The 16471-nt window shown below is 67.2% G+C and carries 15 protein-coding genes; 9 read left to right on the top strand and 6 right to left on the bottom strand.

Features of this window, described 5'->3' with window-relative positions; genetic code table 11:
* Positions 1 to 50 precede the first annotated feature (50 nt).
* From coaBC to CHB86_RS17530, 7 genes are all read left to right on the top strand, one after another.
* Entirely contained in the window at positions 51 to 1247 is a 1197-nt protein-coding gene (coaBC, locus tag CHB86_RS17560) for a bifunctional phosphopantothenoylcysteine decarboxylase/phosphopantothenate--cysteine ligase CoaBC (RefSeq protein ID WP_089234387.1), read from the top strand.
* A 17-nt stretch (positions 1248 to 1264) separates the two neighbouring features.
* Entirely contained in the window at positions 1265 to 1711 is a 447-nt protein-coding gene (gene dut / locus CHB86_RS17555) for a dUTP diphosphatase (RefSeq protein WP_425445430.1), read from the top strand.
* Positions 1711 to 2751, top strand: a complete 1041-nt coding sequence (locus CHB86_RS17550) for a HesA/MoeB/ThiF family protein (RefSeq protein ID WP_089234385.1) — start codon at positions 1711 to 1713, stop codon at positions 2749 to 2751. The genes dut and CHB86_RS17550 overlap by 1 nt, the downstream gene beginning before the upstream one ends.
* Before the next feature lie 66 nt (positions 2752 to 2817).
* Positions 2818 to 3612, top strand: coding sequence for a transporter substrate-binding domain-containing protein (locus CHB86_RS17545; protein WP_089234384.1), 795 nt, complete (start codon positions 2818 to 2820; stop codon positions 3610 to 3612).
* A gap of 41 nt (positions 3613 to 3653) precedes the next feature.
* Positions 3654 to 4451, top strand: coding sequence for an amino acid ABC transporter permease (locus CHB86_RS17540; protein ID WP_089234383.1), 798 nt, complete (start codon positions 3654 to 3656; stop codon positions 4449 to 4451).
* Positions 4452 to 4534: 83 nt separating this feature from the next.
* Complete coding sequence (locus tag CHB86_RS17535) at positions 4535 to 4966, top strand: DUF4399 domain-containing protein (protein ID WP_089234382.1); 432 nt, start codon at positions 4535 to 4537, stop codon at positions 4964 to 4966.
* A 62-nt stretch (positions 4967 to 5028) separates the two neighbouring features.
* Positions 5029 to 7056, top strand: coding sequence for a M3 family metallopeptidase (locus tag CHB86_RS17530; protein WP_089234381.1), 2028 nt, complete (start codon positions 5029 to 5031; stop codon positions 7054 to 7056).
* A 30-nt stretch (positions 7057 to 7086) separates the two neighbouring features.
* On the opposite strand, the gene CHB86_RS17525 is transcribed toward CHB86_RS17530, so the two are convergent.
* On the bottom strand, positions 7087 to 7566 hold the full coding sequence (locus CHB86_RS17525) for an SH3 domain-containing protein (protein ID WP_089234380.1): 480 nt from the start codon (positions 7564 to 7566) through the stop codon (positions 7087 to 7089).
* 170 nt (positions 7567 to 7736) lie between these two features.
* Here CHB86_RS17525 and CHB86_RS17520 point away from each other — a divergent pair, with 170 nt between their 5' ends.
* Positions 7737 to 8723 (top strand): 2-hydroxyacid dehydrogenase, encoded by a 987-nt coding sequence (locus CHB86_RS17520; protein ID WP_089234379.1) that lies wholly within the window; start codon positions 7737 to 7739, stop codon positions 8721 to 8723.
* 140 nt (positions 8724 to 8863) lie between these two features.
* Here the strand turns inward: CHB86_RS17520 and CHB86_RS17515 are convergent, their stop codons facing one another.
* A complete protein-coding gene (locus CHB86_RS17515) occupies positions 8864 to 11272 on the bottom strand; it encodes a ligase-associated DNA damage response DEXH box helicase (RefSeq protein ID WP_089234378.1) in 2409 nt (802 codons plus the stop codon).
* Between the two features lie 96 nt (positions 11273 to 11368).
* On the bottom strand, positions 11369 to 12679 hold the full coding sequence (locus CHB86_RS17510; RefSeq protein ID WP_089234377.1) for an ATPase: 1311 nt from the start codon (positions 12677 to 12679) through the stop codon (positions 11369 to 11371).
* Positions 12680 to 12810: 131 nt separating this feature from the next.
* Here CHB86_RS17510 and CHB86_RS17505 point away from each other — a divergent pair, with 131 nt between their 5' ends.
* Positions 12811 to 14424, top strand: coding sequence for a glycosyltransferase family 87 protein (locus CHB86_RS17505; RefSeq protein WP_089234376.1), 1614 nt, complete (start codon positions 12811 to 12813; stop codon positions 14422 to 14424).
* Here CHB86_RS17505 and CHB86_RS17500 read toward each other — a convergent pair.
* The 3 genes from CHB86_RS17500 to CHB86_RS17490 are packed head-to-tail and all read right to left on the bottom strand — an operon-like array spanning position 14412 to position 16368.
* Entirely contained in the window at positions 14412 to 14915 is a 504-nt protein-coding gene (locus CHB86_RS17500) for a prepilin peptidase (protein ID WP_089234375.1), read from the bottom strand. The two genes, CHB86_RS17505 and CHB86_RS17500, sit on opposite strands and share 13 nt — an antisense overlap.
* 7 nt (positions 14916 to 14922) lie before the next feature.
* Entirely contained in the window at positions 14923 to 15774 is an 852-nt protein-coding gene (locus tag CHB86_RS17495; protein WP_089234374.1) for a tetratricopeptide repeat protein, read from the bottom strand.
* A gap of 27 nt (positions 15775 to 15801) precedes the next feature.
* Positions 15802 to 16368, bottom strand: a complete 567-nt coding sequence (locus tag CHB86_RS17490) for a tetratricopeptide repeat protein (protein WP_089234373.1) — start codon at positions 16366 to 16368, stop codon at positions 15802 to 15804.
* Positions 16369 to 16471 lie beyond the last annotated feature (103 nt).

Genomic DNA, 16471 nt, shown 5'->3' with positions numbered 1-16471 from the left:
CCGCTGGCGCCCCCTAAACCGTTGGTCAGGAAAGCTGGGGAAGGCGGGACATGAGCACGCAGAGGCGCATCCTTCTGATCATCGGTGGCGGTATCGCGGCCTTCAAGTCGCTCGATCTCATTCGCCGCCTGCGCGACCGCGGCTTTGCCGTGACCCCGGTGCTGACCCCCGCGGCGGAACAGTTCGTGACCCCGCTCAGCGCCTCGGCGCTGGCCGCCGAGAAGGTTTACCGCGATCTCTTCGACCTGACCGACGAGGCGGAGATGGGCCATATCGAGCTCAGCCGCTCGGCCGATTTGATCGTCGTGGCCCCGGCAACGGCGGACCTGATGGCCAAGATGGCCCATGGGCACGCCAACGATCTGGCCTCGACGCTGCTGCTGGCGACCGACACGCCGGTTCTGATCGCGCCGGCGATGAACGTGCGGATGTGGGAGCATCCGGCGACGCGCCGCAACCTGGCCACGCTGCTGGCCGACGGGGTCCGGACGATCGGGCCCGACGAAGGGCCGATGGCCTGCGGGGAATTCGGCTTCGGCCGGATGGCCGAGGTGCCCGACATCGTGGCGGCGGTGGAGACGGCGCTCGCCGACGGGCCACTTGCCGGGCGCCATGTGGTTGTCACCTCGGGGCCGACCCACGAGCCGATCGATCCCGTGCGCTACATCGCCAACCGCTCCTCGGGCGCGCAGGGAACGGCAATTGCCGCGGCGCTCGTCGCGCTCGGTGCGCGTGTGAGTTTCGTCACCGGACCGGCAAGCGTGCCTCCGCCGCCCGGGGTCGAGGTCGTCTCGGTGGAGACCGCCCGGCAGATGCGCGATGCGGTGATGGCGGCGCTTCCGGCCGATGCCGGCGTCTTTGCCGCCGCGGTGGCGGACTGGCGTGTGGCCAATGCCGCGGATCGCAAGATGAAAAAGGACGGCAGCGGCACCCCGCCGGCGCTCGAGTTCGCCGAGAACCCCGACATCCTTGCCGAGATCTCCAGCCTGACGGAGGATCGGCCCGCCCTCGTCGTGGGATTCGCCGCCGAGACGGATAACGTGGTGGCCCATGCCACCGCCAAGCGCGCGCGCAAGGGCTGCGACTGGATCCTCGCCAACGACGTGTCGGAGGGCACCGGGATCATGGGCGGCAGCGAGAACGAGGTCACGCTGATCTCCGACGCGGGGGCGGAGACCTGGCCGCGCATGGGCAAGGACGCCGTCGCCCGGCAACTGGCACAGCGGATCGCGGAGGCGCTGGCGTGAGCGTGCTCGTCAAGCTGATGCGCGAGGACTGGGCCGACCCGGAGGTCGCCCTGCCGAGCTACGAGACCGCCGGGGCCGCAGGTGCGGACATCCGCGCCAACTTCCCGCCGGGGGATCGCGCCGAGGGGATCGAACTGGCCCCGCTGGAACGCCGGATCATTCCCAGCGGCCTGCGACTTGAGATCCCGCCCGGCTACGAGGTGCAGATCCGCCCGCGATCCGGCCTCGCCCTGAAACACGGGATCAGCCTGCCCAACACGCCGGGCACGATCGACAGCGACTACCGCGGTCCGCTCGGCATCCTGCTCGTGAACCTCGGGGCCGAGCCGCACCGGATCCGGCATGGCGAGCGCGTGGCGCAGATGATCGTGGCACCTGTCGTGCAGGCCCGTTTCGAGATCGCCGATGCCCTGGGCGACAGCGCCCGAGGCGCGGGCGGCTTCGGCTCCACAGGGCGCGGCTGATGCTTCTGGTTCTTGTCCTCGCCGCGATCATCTGGGGGATCGGCGCCGTGATGTCGGCGCCGCGTCGCCTGCGCTGGACGATGATCGGGGTGCTCTATGTCGGCGTGCTGGCGGAGCAGCTCCTGCTGCCGGCCGGCCATCCGCTGCGCATGGCGACCGGCGAGTCGCCGGCCCCATGGCTCCTCTTCGGCGGCTTCGCGGCGCTGGCCTGGGGCTATTCCCGGGGCGTGCGCTGGCTGCGGCGGCGGGCGCAGCCGGAAGCGGCGGACGATGCGCCGCAATCGGGCAAGACCTTCCAGACCGACGAACTCGACCGCTACGCCCGCCACATCATGCTGCGCGAGATCGGCGGGCCGGGGCAGAAGAAGCTGCGCGAGGCCCGGGTTCTGGTGATCGGGGCAGGCGGGCTCGGCTCGCCGGCGCTGCTCTACCTTGCGGCAGCCGGGGTTGGTACCATCGGGGTGATCGACGACGACGAGGTCGATGTCTCGAACCTGCAGCGCCAGATCGCGCATCGCGACGAGGATCTGGGCACGCCCAAGGTGATGTCCGCGGCGCGGGCGATGTCGGCGCGCAACCCGTTCATGACGATCAAGCCCTACCATCGCCTGCTGACCGAGGAGATCGCCGCCGATCTCTTTGCAGAATATGACCTCGTCCTCGACGGCACAGACAATTTCGACACCCGCTACCTCGTGAACCGCACCGCGGCCGCTGCAGGCATCCCGCTGATCTCCGGCGCGCTCAGCCAGTGGGAGGGGCAGATCTCCGTCTTCGACCCGGCGCGCGGAACGCCCTGTTACCAATGCATCTTTCCCGAAGCCCCGGCACCGGGTCTTGCCCCGACCTGTGCCGAGGCCGGCGTTCTCGGACCCTTGCCGGGTGTGGTAGGCGCGATGATGGCCGCGGAAGCCGTCAAGCTGCTTTCGGGGGCCGGCGAGCCGTTGCGCGGCCGTATGCTGATCTACGACGCCCTTTACGGCGAAACCCGGCAGATATCGCTGAAACCGCGTGCCGATTGCCCGGTTTGCGGCGGCTGAGCTGTCGCCGTCTGGACAGTGGCGCAAGCTGCGCCATACTCGTCCCGCAACAACAGGGAGGCAGCAATGCCCTTCACCAGATCCGTCGCGGCGCTGGCCGCTTTGCTCTCGCTCGGCGCCGCGCCGACCCTTGCCGAGACCCCCGATCTCGGGGGGCGCGAGGTGGTTGTCGTCACCGAGAACGCCTATCCGCCGCTGCAATTCGTCGACCCGGCGTCCGGTGACGCGATCGGCTGGGAATACGACGCGATGGCCGAAATCGCCGAGCGGCTCAACATCACCGTGACCTACGAGAACATCTCCTGGGACGCGATGATCCCAGCCGTGTCCGAAGCGCAGTACGACATGGGCATGACCGGCATCACGATCCGCGAGGACCGGGCCGAGAAGGTGGACTTTTCCGCTCCGTACCTGCGCTCCGAGATGATGATGATCGTGGCCGGGGACGAGGACCGCTTCTCCGATCACACCGAGTTTGCCGCCAACGAGGATCTCCTGATCGGCGCCCAGCCGGGCACCACGCCCTTCTACGTCGGGATCTACGACGTTCTGGATGGCGACGAGCAAAACCCGCGCATGAAGCTCTTCGAGACGTTCGGAGCCGCGATCCAGGCGCTGCGCACGGGCGACATCGACCTCGCGCTTTCGGATTCCACTGCCGCGCAGGGCTATGTCAGCGCCTCCGAGGGCAAGCTCAAGATCATCGGCGAGCCGCTCGGCACCGAGGATTTCGGGTTTATCTTCCCCAAGGGCTCCGACCTCGTGGAGCCGATCAACGCCGCCATCGCCGAGATGAAGGAAGACGGCACGCTCGACGCGTTGAACAAGAAGTGGTTCCTCGACTACAAGTTGGGCGGCTGACCGCGATGAGGGCATCGCGGACCTGACTGCGAAAGGCCGCGATGCTTCCACCCCCAAAGGACGACGGCAAGGAATTCCCCTGGTGGCTGGTGGTCGCCGGGGGCATAGCCGCGTTCTTTCTCTGGCGCATTGCGACGGACGATCTCTACAGCCAGGTCCTGTCCACCCTCTCGCGCGGTATCTGGCTCACGATCTTCGTCACGGTCGTCGCCTTTTCCGCCGCCAGCGTGATCGGGCTTCTGCTGGCGGTGGCCTCGCTCTCCCGCAACACCCTGTTGCGCCAATGCGCCCGCTTCTACGTGGAGATCGTGCGCGGGCTGCCCATCCTGGTGCTGCTGCTTTACGTGGCCTTCGTGGTTGCGCCGGCGCTGGTGGCCGCGGTCAACTGGGGGCTCGAGGGGCTTGGCATGGAGCCGATCCGCACCCGTGATTTCCCGCTGCTGTGGCGCGCGATCATGGCGCTCACCATCGGCTATTCCGCCTTCATCTCCGAGGTCTTTCGCGCCGGTCTCATGTCGGTCGACGAGGGGCAGGTCGAGGCGGCGAAGGCGCTCGGCCTCAACGGCTGGCAGCGGTTCCGGCTGATCGTCTTCCCGCAGGCGATGCGCACCATCCTGCCGCCGCTGGGCAACGATTTCATCGCCATGATCAAGGACAGCTCGCTCGTCTCCGTCCTTGGCGTGATGGACATAACCCAGCTCGGCAAGGTCACGGCGGCCGGCAACTTCCGGTATTTCGAGACCTACAACGTGGTCGCGCTGCTCTACCTGCTGATGACGGTGACGCTGTCGCTGATCCTGCGGCGGCTGGAACAGCGCCTGCGGCGACGGCCGGGATAGGCCCTCACCCCCTGCTGCGCGTTTTGAGCCGCGCCCCGATCACGCTATACTTCCAGCCACGTGCGATATGGGGAGGACATACCATGCGTGGACTATTTCTTGCCGTCATGCTCGCGGCGGCGCCGGCCATCGCCCAGGACACACCGTCGCCGGAGGGGGCGCGGGTCTTTTTCGCCAATGTCGAGGACGGGGCGACCGTGAGCTCGCCGGTGACCATCGCCTTCGGACTGGAGGGGATGGAGGTTGCGCCGGCCGGCACGGACGCGCCGAACACAGGACACCATCACATCCTCGTCGACCGGCCGCCGCTTGGCGAGGGACCGGATGGGGCCGACGAACTCACCGCGGGCCTGCCGGCCGATGACAACCACATCCACTTCGGCGGCGGCCAGACCGAGGTCACCCTCGAACTGGCGCCGGGCGCGCATACCCTGCAACTGGTGCTGGGAGACCAGAACCACGTGCCGCACGACCCGCCGGTGGTGTCGGAGGTGATCACGATCACGGTCGAGTAGCTCTGGCAACCGGGGGCGGCGCGCACTAGGTTCCGCGTGACCCATCAGACCGGAGCCGAGACGTGACCAACCCGCTGCTTGCCGAACGCACCGCCCCCTTCGACCTTCCGGATTTCCCGGCGATCTCCGACGAGGATTTCGCGCCGGCCTTCGAGCAGGCCCTGACCGCGGCGCGCGCCGAGATCGACGCCATCGCCGATTGCCCCGAGCCGCCCAGCTTCGGCAACACGATCGAGGCGCTTGAATTGGCCGGCAAGGAGCTGAGTGACGTCCTGTCGGTCTTCTACACGCTCGCATCCGTGGATTCGAACCCGGCCCGCGAGGCACTGCAGCGGGATTTCTCGCCCAGGCTGGCCGAGTATTCCACCGATGTCTCCCTCAACAAGGCGCTCTTTGCCCGGGTCGATGCGCTCTGGCAGCAGCGCGACACGCTCGATCTGACGCCGGAGCAGCAGCGGGTGCTCTACCTCAGCCACCGCGGCTTCCTGCGCGCCGGTGCGGCGCTGGACGAGGCGGGCCGGGCGCGGCTGCGCGAGATCAACACCCGGCTGGCCCAGCTTGGCACCAGCTTCGGGCAGAACCTTCTCGCCGACGAGCGCGACTGGTTCATGGAACTTGACGAGGCCGCGCTCGAGGGGCTGCCGGGGTTCGTCGTGGACGCCGCCCGTGCTGCGGGCGAGGAGAAGGGGGCGAACGGCCCGGTGCTGACGCTCTCGCGCTCGCTGATCGTCCCGTTCCTGCAGTTTTCGCCCCGCCGCGACCTGCGCGAACGCGCCTACGAGGCCTGGTGCGCCCGAGGCGCGAACGGAGGCGAGACGGACAATCGCGGAATTGCCGCCGAGATGCTGCGACTGCGGGCGGAGCAGGCGGAGCTGCTCGGCTACGACTCCTACGCTGCTTACAAGCTGGAGACCGAGATGGCCCGCACGCCGGAGCGCGTGCGCGAGCTTCTGATGGCGGTCTGGGAGCCCGCCAAGGCGCGCGCCGATGCCGATGCCGCCTGGCTGGAGCGGATGCTGGTGGCGGACAACGGCGCGATGCCCCTCAGCCCGTGGGACTGGCGCTACTATGCCGAGAAGCGTCGCAAGGCCGAGCATGACCTCGACGAGGCAGAGCTCAAGCCGTACCTGCAGCTCGACCGGATGATCGAGGCCGCCTTCGCCTGCGCCAACCGGCTGTTCGGACTGGAGTTTGCGCGGCTGGACCTGCCGCTGCACCACAACGACGCCCGCGCCTGGGAGGTCACCCGCGACGGCGAGCACCTGGCGGTGTTCATCGGCGACTACTTCGCCCGGTCCGGCAAGCGCTCGGGCGCCTGGTGCTCGGCCCTGCGCAGCCAGCAGAAGCTCGCCGGCGACATCCGCCCGCATGTCATCAACGTCTGCAACTTCGCCAAACCGTCGGGCGGCGCGCCCGCGCTGCTCTCGTACGACGATGCGCGGACGCTCTTCCACGAGTTCGGCCACGCCCTGCACCAGATGCTGAGCGACGTGACCTACGAGAGTATCTCCGGCACATCGGTTCCGCGCGACTTCGTCGAACTGCCCAGCCAGCTCTACGAACACTGGCTGGAAGTGCCCGAGGTGCTCGCGGAATTCGCCACCCACGCCGAGACCGGCGAGCCGATGCCGCAGGAGATGCTGGAGCGTGTGCTGGCCGCCGCGACCTTCGACATGGGATTCCAGACGGTGGAGTTCATCGCCTCGGCCATCGTCGATCTGGAATTCCATACCGGTTCCGCGCCTTCCGACCCGATGCAGAAGCAGGCGGAGGTGCTGGAAGGCATCGGCATGCCGCAGGCGATCCGTATGCGCCACGCGACACCGCATTTCGCCCACGTGTTCTCGGGCGGTTACTACGCCTCGGCCTATTACAGCTACATGTGGTCGGAGGTGATGGACGCCGACGCCTTCGCCGCCTTCGAGGAAGCCGGCAGTCCGTTCGACCCAAAGGTGGCGGCGTCCCTGCTCGAAAACGTACTGTCCGCCGGCGGCTCGCAGGAGCCCGATGTGCTCTACACCGCCTTCCGCGGGCGTCTGCCGGGGGTGGAGGCGCTGCTCAAGGGCCGGGGGCTCGACACCGCCGCCTGACATCTCGCGCGCCGCGCCCCGCGGCGCGCATCATTCGCGGATCTCGTCTTCCGAAACGCCCCAGAGCGCCGATTTATGCGTCCAGCCGCGGGAGCCACCGGCTGTGATCCGGCACCAGTTCAGCGTGCATTCCCCGAGCCGGGCAACGACACCCGCCTGGACCTTGGCAAGAACCTCGGCGTCCTCGGACGGTCGCGCGTGCAGCGGCGCCATGTCCTTTTCCACCAGAACGGTGCGGACGCCCGAGAGAAGCGAATAATGCATCCAGCCGCCCGCGCCGTCGCGATCCTGCACCCGGCGCCAGTGGCCGTATTCGGCGGTGATCTGCAGCGGCATGGCGCGGCGCGTGTAGACCCAGTCGATTCGGTGGCTCAGCGACGGGCCGCGGCGCGCGTTGCCTTCCGTCGACTTCAGCGAGACATAGCGCGGCAGGGGCAGGTTGGTCACCGTCCCGCGCGCCTCCGGCGAATCCAGTTCCTGCGCCTGAGCCGGTGGCAGGTAGATCGCCATTCCGAGCAGAATCGCCGCAAAAGCGGTGAAAACCCCGCGGAATCGGGATGTGGTTGCCTGTCGTCCCATGTCTTTTTGTCGCTCGTTTCTGGGGGGCGCTTGTCGCGCGCCGTTTTGCTCGCCAATGTGCCAGCGAGGTGGATTGCTGGAAAGATGTGAGGAGGGTCAGTATGCCGAAGGAACGCCTGAGTGTTGTCGTCACGCGACGGTTGCCGGACGTGGTCGAGGCCCGCCTGGCCGAGCTGTTCGATACCGAGTTGCGTACCGATGACACGCCGATGTCCCGCGACGAGCTGATCGAGGCGATGACCCAGGCCGACGTGCTCGTGCCGACGATCACCGACCAGATCGACGCGGCGATGCTGGCGCATGCGGGCGAACGTGTGAAGCTGATCGCGAACTACGGCGCCGGGGTCGACAACATCGACGTCTCGACCGCCCGTCAGCGCGGGATTCTCGTGAGCAACACGCCCGGCGTGACCACCGAGGACACCGCCGACATGGCGATGGCGCTGATCCTCGGCGTCACGCGGCGCATCCCGGAGGGGCTCGCGGTGATGCAGGCCGGCCGCTGGGAAGGCTGGGCGCCGACCGCCTTCCTCGGTGGGCGGGTCGGAGGCCGCAGGCTCGGTATTCTCGGCATGGGCCGGATCGGCCAGGCGGTCGCCCGCCGCGCCAATGCCTTCGGAATGCAGGTGCATTACCACAACCGTCGGCGTCTGCGTCCGCAGGTCGAGGAGGAGCTGCACGCGACCTACTGGGAAAGCCTGGACCAGATGGTCAGTCGGATGGACGTGATTTCCATCAATTGCCCGCACACACCCTCCACCTTTCACCTGATGAATGCCCGCCGTCTGAAGCTGATGAAGCCCTCCGCTGTGCTGGTGAACACTTCCCGCGGCGAGGTGGTGGACGAGAACGCGCTGACCCGGATGCTGCGGGCGGGCGAGATCGCCGGGGCGGGGCTCGACGTCTACGAGCACGGAACGGACATCAACCCGCGCCTGCGAGACCTCGAGAACGTGGTGCTGCTGCCCCAGATGGGCTCGGCCACGGTCGAGGGACGGATCGAGATGGGCGAGAAGGTGATCATCAACATCAAGACCTTCGACGACGGCCACCGCCCGCCGGATCTGGTCGTGCCGTCGATGCTCTGACCCGGCGGCGCGCCCGGATCTGCCGTCGGGATCGGGGTATTTGCGCCAAGAAGAATTGGGGCGATCCCGGAATCTTCTTGGCAAAAATACCCAATTCTGTCCTCGCAAGATCAGCAAGGACCGCGGTCTTGGCGGCGGCCTCAGATCTCCAGTCCGGCCTCCTTCATCAGGCGCGCGGCCTCCTCGGCGACGAGCCGCTCCTGGCCCGCGCCTGCGACGGGGACCTTGCCCACTTCGAGCAGCAGTGGCGCGGCGAGCGGGGTGATCCGGTCCAGCCGCACGTGGTCGATCCGGTCGCCGACCCGGTCGATCATTTCCTCGATCCGGCCGAAATCGACCAGTCCGCGCATCGCCTCTTCCCGCGTGATCTGCATCAGCAGGTGGTCCGGATCGTATTTCAGCAAGGTGTCGTAGAGGATGTCCGAGGAGAAGGTCGCCTGCCGCCCGGACTTGCGGGCTGAAGGCGTGTTGCGTTCGATCAGGCCGGCGATGGTGGCGCTGGCGCGGAAGGTGCGTTTCATGACCGCGTTGCCCGCCAGCCAGGTTTCCAGCCCGTCGAGGAGGGTGTCGCGGGCGAAAAGCGGCGCCGGGTCCTGCAGCGGCTCCAGCCCCCAGATCAGCGTGGCGTAGTCGGTGGCGACGAAGCCCAGCGGTTGCAGGCCCTGATCCTCCATCCGGCGGGTCAGAAGCAGGCCGAGGGTCTGTTGTGCGTTGCGCCCGGCGAAGCCGTAGATGCAGCTGTGCGCCTTGCCGTCATGCGGGAAACTCTCCACCAGCAGACGGTCGCGCTCCGGCAGGCGGGAGACGTCGCGCTGAAGGTGAAGCCATTCGCGGGTATGTTCGGGCAGGTCGGGCCAGTCGCCCTGGCGGAACATGGCGAGGATCCGGTCCATCAGGCGCATCGAGCTCGCGAACTTGGTGCCGCCGAAGACCGCCACCTTGGGCTTCTGCGCGGCGTTTTGAGAGACCTCGACGGTCATCTCCCTCAGCCCCTCGTAGCGCACGATCCGGCCGCCGATCAGAAAGGTGTCGCCGGGGGTGAGCGATGCCGCGAAAGCCTCCTCGACCTCGCCCAGTGGCCGGCCGCCGCGGCCGCGCAGCCGGACCTTGAGCGTGTCCGTGTCCTGGATCGTGCCGATATTCATGCGGATCCGCTGGGTGCTGCGTGGGTCACGGAGCTGCCACAGGCCGTCCGGGCGGTGTTGCAGGCGCTGCCAGCGGTCGTAGGCGCGCAGGGCGTAGCCACCGGTGGCGCAGAATTCCAGGCAGGCATCGAACTCGCTGCGCGACAGGTCGGCATAGGCGCCGGCGGTCGTCATCTCGTCGTACAGCGCATCCGCGGAGAAGGGACCGGCGCAGGCGGCGATCAGGATGTGCTGGCAGAGCACGTCGCGCGGGCCGCGGCCGCGAGGGGCGCCGTCGAGGTCATGCTCGCGCACGGCATCGAGCGCGGCCTGGCATTCGACGATCTCGAACCGGTTCGCGGGCACCAGCATCGCCTTGGAAGGGGCATTGTAGCGGTGGTTGGCGCGGCCGATCCGCTGGACCAGCCGCTTGACGTTCTTGGGGGCGCCCACCTGGATCACCAGGTCCACGTCGCCCCAGTCGATCCCGAGGTCGAGCGAGCCGGTGCAGACGATGGCGCGAAGCTCTCCCGCGACCATCGCCGCCTCCACCCGCTCGCGCTGTTCGCGGGAAAGCGAGCCGTGGTGGATTCCGATCGGCAGCCCCTCCTCGTTGGCCAGCCACAGGTGGTGAAAGAAGATCTCGGCCTGCGCCCGGGTGTTGTGAAAGATCAGCGTGGTGCGATGGCGGCGCACCTCTTCGAGCACGGCCTGAATCGCATAGCGCGCGCCGCCACCGGCCCAGGGCGGCGGCGCCTCGGTGTGCAGCATCGCGATGTCGGGGGCGGGGCCGGGGTCGGCATGGAGGATTTCCACGGGATCGGGGTGGCGCGCCATGAGGCGGCCAATCGCCTGCGGGTCATCGACCGTGGCCGAAAGCCCGACACGGCGCAGGCCCGGCGCGATTTGTGACAGCCGCGCCAGCGACAGCATCAGCTGGTCGCCACGCTTGGATTCCGCCAGCGCGTGGATCTCGTCGAGGACCACCCGGGAGAGACCGGCGAACATCCTTGGCGCGTCCTCGTAGGAGGTCAGCAGCGCGAGGGATTCCGGCGTGGTCAGCAGGATGTGCGGCGGGTCGGCACGCTGGCGTTTCTTGCGGGTGGCAGAGGTGTCGCCGGTGCGATCCTCGATCCGGATCGGCAGGCCCATCTCCGACACCGGCGTCGAGAGGTTGCGCTTGATGTCGGCTGCGAGCGCCTTGAGCGGCGAGACGTAGAGCGTGTGCAGCCCTTCGTGGCCTCCGTCGGACAGTTCGGCGAGGGTCGGCAGGAAACCGGCCAGCGTCTTGCCACCACCGGTCGGCGCGACGAGCAGCAGGGCGGGCGCCGCGGCCCGTTCCAGCATGGCCTGCTGATGCGGGTGGATGCTCCAGCCGCGGGCGTCGAACCATTCCTGAAATACCGGGGGCAGGGGGTGTTCCATGCGCCCAATCTAGGGGGCATGTGCCGCCGCTGCCACCAGATGCGGGCATTTCGCAGCGGGGGAATCCGCGGCATCCCGGGGATGCCGCGGAATGGGTCAGTGTTCGATGTGCTCCTGCTTCACGAACATGTTCTCCCAGGCGCGGTCGATCAGCTCCGGCGACATCTGCCGCGGGATGCCTTCGAACTCGCAGGTGGCGATCATCTGGTCGATCAGGAAGATCGGCTGGTAGTTCGCGTAGATGTTGTCGATCGTGGGATACTTGTTCTTCAGCAGGTGGATCAGCGCGTCCTGATCCAGCGGCATCTTCCGCTTCTTGGCGACCATGGCGAAGATCTTGAGGAAGTCTTCCTGGTTCGGTCCGTCGATCTTGATCTTGAAGAAGATCCGGCGAAGGGCCGCCTTGTCGAAGATCTCGTTGGGGTGGAAGTTGGTCGAGAAGATCACCAGCGTGTCGAAGGGAACCTCGAACTTCTCGCCCGATTGCAGGGCGAGGATGTCGCGGCTTTCCTCCAGCGGAACGATCCAGCGGTTGACCAGCGCCTGCGGCGGCTCGGCCTGGCGGCCAAGGTCGTCGACGATGAAGATGCCGCCGGTGGACTTGAGCTGCAGCGGCGCCTGGTAGGTGCGCGCGGTCGGGTTGTAGACGAGGTCGAGCATGGAGAGCGAAAGTTCACCGCCCGTCACAACGGTAGGGCGCTCGCATTTCACGTAACGCGTGTCGAAGCGGTTGGAACTCCGGCGCAGCGAACTCGGATCGTCGAGCTGCTCTTCGGCCGCGCTGTGGACGATCGGATCGTAGACGGTGATCACCTGTCCTGCGTATTCGATGGCGCGGGGAATGTAGATCTTATCGCCCATCGCGTCCCGGATGCCGTTGGAGATGGTCGACTTACCGTTGCCCGGCGGGCCGTACATCAGGATCGAGCGGCCGGCGGAGACCGCGGGGCCGAGCTGGTCGAGCAGGTTGCTGGGCAGCACGAGGTGGCCCATCGCGCCGGTCAGCTGCTCCCGCGTGATCTGGATGTTGCGGATCGACTGGCGCTTGACCTGTTCGGAGTAGACCTCGAGCGGCACCGGCATCGCGCCGTAATACTCGGATTGCGCCAGCGCATCGAGCGCACGTGCCTTGCCCGCATCGGTGAGCTGATAGCCCATCTCGTTGCCGGAGTTCGCCAGCAGCGTGCCGGTCGCCTCGATCAGGTTCTGATCGCGTGCCAGGTCCACGAGTTCCTGCGTCACCGGAATCGGCAGGCAGACGGCCCGCGCCAGGTCGCTCACCTGCTCCGTGTTCTTGCGGAACATCGTCTTGAGGATGATGTCCCGCATCATCACGAGAGGAAGCTTCATCTCCTCGAGGCGCCTGGGCGCGGGAGGAGCGATTACGTTTCCAACATCCATATTCATGACTTCACCAGCCCATTTGCCTCATGCATTTTTGCCGTTTTCGCCCGGAATTCGACATTAACGCCTGCCATTGCACAGACAGCCTGAAACATGCCGTGGTATTGTGGCCAAAAAAGGGAAAGAGAGCAGTGATGCAGAGACAGGGTGCAGCCGTTTTTGCGGGGTTTCTTATTGTCGCCTGGGCGGTTCTGAGCGTCGTTCTCCTGGTCAAGGGCGGGCTCTATATCGCCAAGCACGAAGGCGACACGATGCACCTGATCGACATCGTGCTGCGCCAGGCCGGCGGGGAATGGCCGCATCTCGACTTCATGACGCCGATCGGCCTTCTGGCCACGGCACCCATCGCCGCGCTGGTCGGTCTGGGCTGGGGCGTCGGCATGGCAATGCTTGGCGCGCAGGTGCTTGTCGCGGGGCTTTTCCTTCTGCCGATCTGGTGGGTTGGCGCCTCGCGGCTGCAGACCGGATGGGCGCTCGTCTTTGGCGCAATCTGCCTCGGGCTGTCGCTGGCGCTGGTGCATGGCGAGCCGCAGCCGTCGCTCTCGGTCTCGATGCATTACAACCGATGGGCCTGGGCGCTGGCCTTCATGGCGATCGCCACGGCGATCCTGCCGCCGGTGAACCGCCAGTCATCCGTTGCCGACGGGCTGGTGATGGGGTTGAGCGTCGCGGCGCTGGCGCTGATCAAGGTGACCTATGTCGCGGCCTTCCTGCCGGCCATCGTCGTTGCGCTGCTGCTGCGGCGTGACTGGACGGCACTTGGCGTCGCCATCGCAGCGGGGCTCGGCGTGGTCGCCGTGGTGACGCTCGCGGCGGGTCCGGCGTTCTGGGGGGCCTATCTGAGCGACCTGCTGACGGTGACCGGGTCGGACACCCGTCCGCATCCGGGCCATGAACTGAACGGCGTGATCGCCGCGCCCGCCTATCTCGGAGGGTCCTTTGCGGCGCTGGCCTCGGTCGTCCTGCTGCGCCAGGCGAAGCGTCAGGATGCGGGGCTGGTGCTGCTCCTGCTGGTGCCCGGATTCTTCTATGTGACCTACCAGAACTTCGGCAACGACCCGCAATGGCTGTACCTGCTGGGCGTGCTGCTCTTCGCCCTGCGCCCGGAGCCCGGCATCCGCAACGGCTTCGGCTGGGACATGCGGCAGGCGCTGGCGCTGGCGGGCTGCGCCGTGTTCATGCTGGGCCTGCCGTCGGCCTTGAACCTCGGCTTCAGCCCCTTCCGGCACTTCTTCGCGAATGCCGGGCTCTACCAGCCGATGTTCCCGCGCAGCGAGCAGCAGGATGACATTTTCGTCCTGACGTCCCGCAACGCCCAGCCGACCGGAACCGTGAAGCGGCCGGTGATCGGCCTCGATCTGCCTGAGCCGGAGGAGACCGTCCCGCCCGCGATCCTGCTGGGAGAGACGCTGCCGGAGTGCGAATTGTCAGGTGGCACGATCACGATCTACGACGGGATGGCGCGCGATATCGAGCAGGCGGGCTTTGCCGGCGCGGCACTCTACGGCGCGGATCTGCTTACCAGCTACTGGCTTTTCGGGGATTTCCGCCGGCTGCCCGGCGGCGCGCCCTGGCGCTATGACGGCCTGCCCGGGATCGAGCACGCCAGCCACCTCGTGGTGCCGCTCTGCCCGCTGGACCGCCGTTCCCGGACGAGCACCATCGAGGGTCTGGAGGCGGCGGGCTACGGTATGGTCGAGCGCCACCGCACCGAAGGCTACATCCTGCTGGAGCTTCAGGCGCCGTAGACCGCGCCAAGCGCGAGGTAGAGGATCAGCAGGGCGCCGAGCGCGAGCCCCATCGGGAAGTCCTTCTTGCGCTGCCAGCTTTCCCAGTCGGGCACGGCGCCGCGGATGGCGGGGATCCTCCGCGCCGCCCTGTGGCAGACAAAGGACGCCAGCAGGACCGCGGCAAAGAGGTAGCAAAGGGTCCCGACATCGCCGAGCGCAACGAAGGGAGCCATGGCGGCGGCGAACTTGGCGTCGCCAGCCCCCAGCAACCCGCCCATGTTCATCACGAAGCCGATGATCAGCACCACCACGAGGTGGAGCCATTGCCAGAGATAGAGATCGAACGGCAAGGCCAGCGGCCCGATCACGGCGTAGATCCCCACCAAGGTCATCACCGACTTGTTGGGGATTTTCATGAAGGCCATGTCGTTCCACGCCGCCCAGAGGCCGACGGGAATGGCGAATGGAAGGAACCAGAGCGCCGCGCTGGCCGGGATCTCCAGGGTCATGGAGCGCCTAGTTCGCGGCGTCGAGCGCGTTCAGGCTGTGAACGGCGGCGTCGAAGTGCTGCGGATGGGTGTCGATCGCGTCCTGCAACAGCGAGCGCCCCATCGTGACGTCACCCTGCTTGATCGCGGTCAGCGCCAGGGTATGCAGCAGCTGGGCGCGTTCCACCTGGGTCATGTCGACGATCGGCATCTGGTAGTTGCGCTGCGCGCCACGGGCGAGAACCAGATTGTTCTTGGCGGTAAACAGCTTCGGATCGTACTGGATCGCCTCGCCGAAGAGCCGCTCCGCCTCGCGGTACTCGCCGCGGGTCAGCTTGGAATAACCCCAGTTGTTCAGCGTGCTCGAGGGCCGCGTGGTCAGGCCAACGGCGGTCTCGTAGAAACTGTCGGCCTTCTTCCACTCCTTGTTGCCGTCGGCGATCATCGCCTCGAGCTTGTAGCGGTCGAAGGTCTCGTAGGTCGGCGGGACGCTGTCGAGCATGGCCTCGGCCTTTTCCCAGTTGCCGGCGCGGATCAGCGCATCGGCGTAATCCACCTTGTCTTCGCTGGTGGACTCGGAATGCGCCACCACCTTGCCCCAGGCCGCGGCGGCTTCGGTGTTCTGCTTGGAGCGCACCAGGCTCTTGGCGAGGTTGCGCTGCAGGTCGATCCGGTCCGGATGCTCCGCCGATGTCCGCTTGAAATAGTTCACGGCCTCGTTCGGGTCGGCGACGGTGAGCATGACGTCGCTCATGTCGTTGTCCTCGATCGCGTTCACCGACTGGATCGCGCGGTCGACATCGGTTTCGCCTGCCTTCTGACAGGCGGAGAGAGCCATGGCACTGCCAAGGCACAGCATGACAAGGGTGGAGTGGCGCATTTCGCGTCCTTTTCTGCTCGGTCTGCCTCAGGGTGTGCTCAGAAGGCGGTATGTTCCGCTCCCCCGTCGCACCAGGTCGAAGTTTGTTGTGTTTTCGGAAGTGTAAGCAGGATTTTCGAGTTTGGCGAGCGCGGAGGTCAAGTTTTGCTGGATTTCGGCACTTCCGCCACTGTCGAGCGCGAAGGCCACGCGAAACACCTGTGCCGCTTCGCCGATCTCGCCCTGTTCCACCAGCACGACGCCGAGGTTGTTCCAGGCGGCGGCGAAGTCCTCGTCCTCCTCGATGGCGCGGCGCAGCAGCTTCTCGGACTGGCCGAGGCGGCCGAGGCGCAGGTTGGCCGAGCCGAGGGCGGAGAGGACGTCCGCGTTCAGCCCCTGCTCCGATCCGGCGCGGAGGTACTCCCGGAGAGCGAGCTCGTACTCGCCGGCAGCCATCAGCCGGTGCCCGACGATCAGCCCGTCGACCGCATCCTCGACGGTTTCAACGCCGGGCGGTGCAGGCGGGCCTTCGTTGAGGGGAGAGAGGCGCGAATCCTGGGCGCAGCCCGCAAGAGCGAGGCCAATCGCGAGGAACGGCGCGGCTAGACGATACATTGGGTGGCCTCGGGGGCGGGTGGCTGGCTTTGGCTGCCAGTCTTGCCGGTTCGCAAGGCCGCTCCAAGGGGCGGCGGGGGATCGTCGGCACGATCCGCCCGAG

The organism is Tropicimonas sediminicola, from assembly GCF_900188335.1.
GTDB lineage: Bacteria > Pseudomonadota > Alphaproteobacteria > Rhodobacterales > Rhodobacteraceae > Tropicimonas > Tropicimonas sediminicola.
This window is presented reverse-complemented; position numbering and strand designations above follow the sequence as displayed.

What these genes read in the sequence shown, in the direction of transcription:
- CHB86_RS17490 (WP_089234373.1), bottom strand. Translation starts at nt 16,368, where the DNA reads ATGTATCGTCTAGCCGCGCCGTTCCTCGCGATTGGCCTCGCTCTTGCG.
- CHB86_RS17545 (WP_089234384.1), top strand. Translation starts at nt 2,818, where the DNA reads ATGCCCTTCACCAGATCCGTCGCGGCGCTGGCCGCTTTGCTCTCGCTC.
- CHB86_RS17515 (WP_089234378.1), bottom strand. Translation starts at nt 11,272, where the DNA reads ATGGAACACCCCCTGCCCCCGGTATTTCAGGAATGGTTCGACGCCCGC.
- CHB86_RS17520 (WP_089234379.1), top strand. Translation starts at nt 7,737, where the DNA reads ATGCCGAAGGAACGCCTGAGTGTTGTCGTCACGCGACGGTTGCCGGAC.
- CHB86_RS17535 (WP_089234382.1), top strand. Translation starts at nt 4,535, where the DNA reads ATGCGTGGACTATTTCTTGCCGTCATGCTCGCGGCGGCGCCGGCCATC.
- CHB86_RS17550 (WP_089234385.1), top strand. Translation starts at nt 1,711, where the DNA reads ATGCTTCTGGTTCTTGTCCTCGCCGCGATCATCTGGGGGATCGGCGCC.
- CHB86_RS17540 (WP_089234383.1), top strand. Translation starts at nt 3,654, where the DNA reads ATGCTTCCACCCCCAAAGGACGACGGCAAGGAATTCCCCTGGTGGCTG.
- CHB86_RS17525 (WP_089234380.1), bottom strand. Translation starts at nt 7,566, where the DNA reads ATGGCGATCTACCTGCCACCGGCTCAGGCGCAGGAACTGGATTCGCCG.
- CHB86_RS17500 (WP_089234375.1), bottom strand. Translation starts at nt 14,915, where the DNA reads ATGACCCTGGAGATCCCGGCCAGCGCGGCGCTCTGGTTCCTTCCATTC.
- coaBC (WP_089234387.1), top strand. Translation starts at nt 51, where the DNA reads ATGAGCACGCAGAGGCGCATCCTTCTGATCATCGGTGGCGGTATCGCG.
- CHB86_RS17495 (WP_089234374.1), bottom strand. Translation starts at nt 15,774, where the DNA reads ATGCGCCACTCCACCCTTGTCATGCTGTGCCTTGGCAGTGCCATGGCT.
- CHB86_RS17510 (WP_089234377.1), bottom strand. Translation starts at nt 12,679, where the DNA reads ATGAATATGGATGTTGGAAACGTAATCGCTCCTCCCGCGCCCAGGCGC.
- CHB86_RS17505 (WP_089234376.1), top strand. Translation starts at nt 12,811, where the DNA reads ATGCAGAGACAGGGTGCAGCCGTTTTTGCGGGGTTTCTTATTGTCGCC.
- dut (WP_425445430.1), top strand. Translation starts at nt 1,265, where the DNA reads ATGCGCGAGGACTGGGCCGACCCGGAGGTCGCCCTGCCGAGCTACGAG.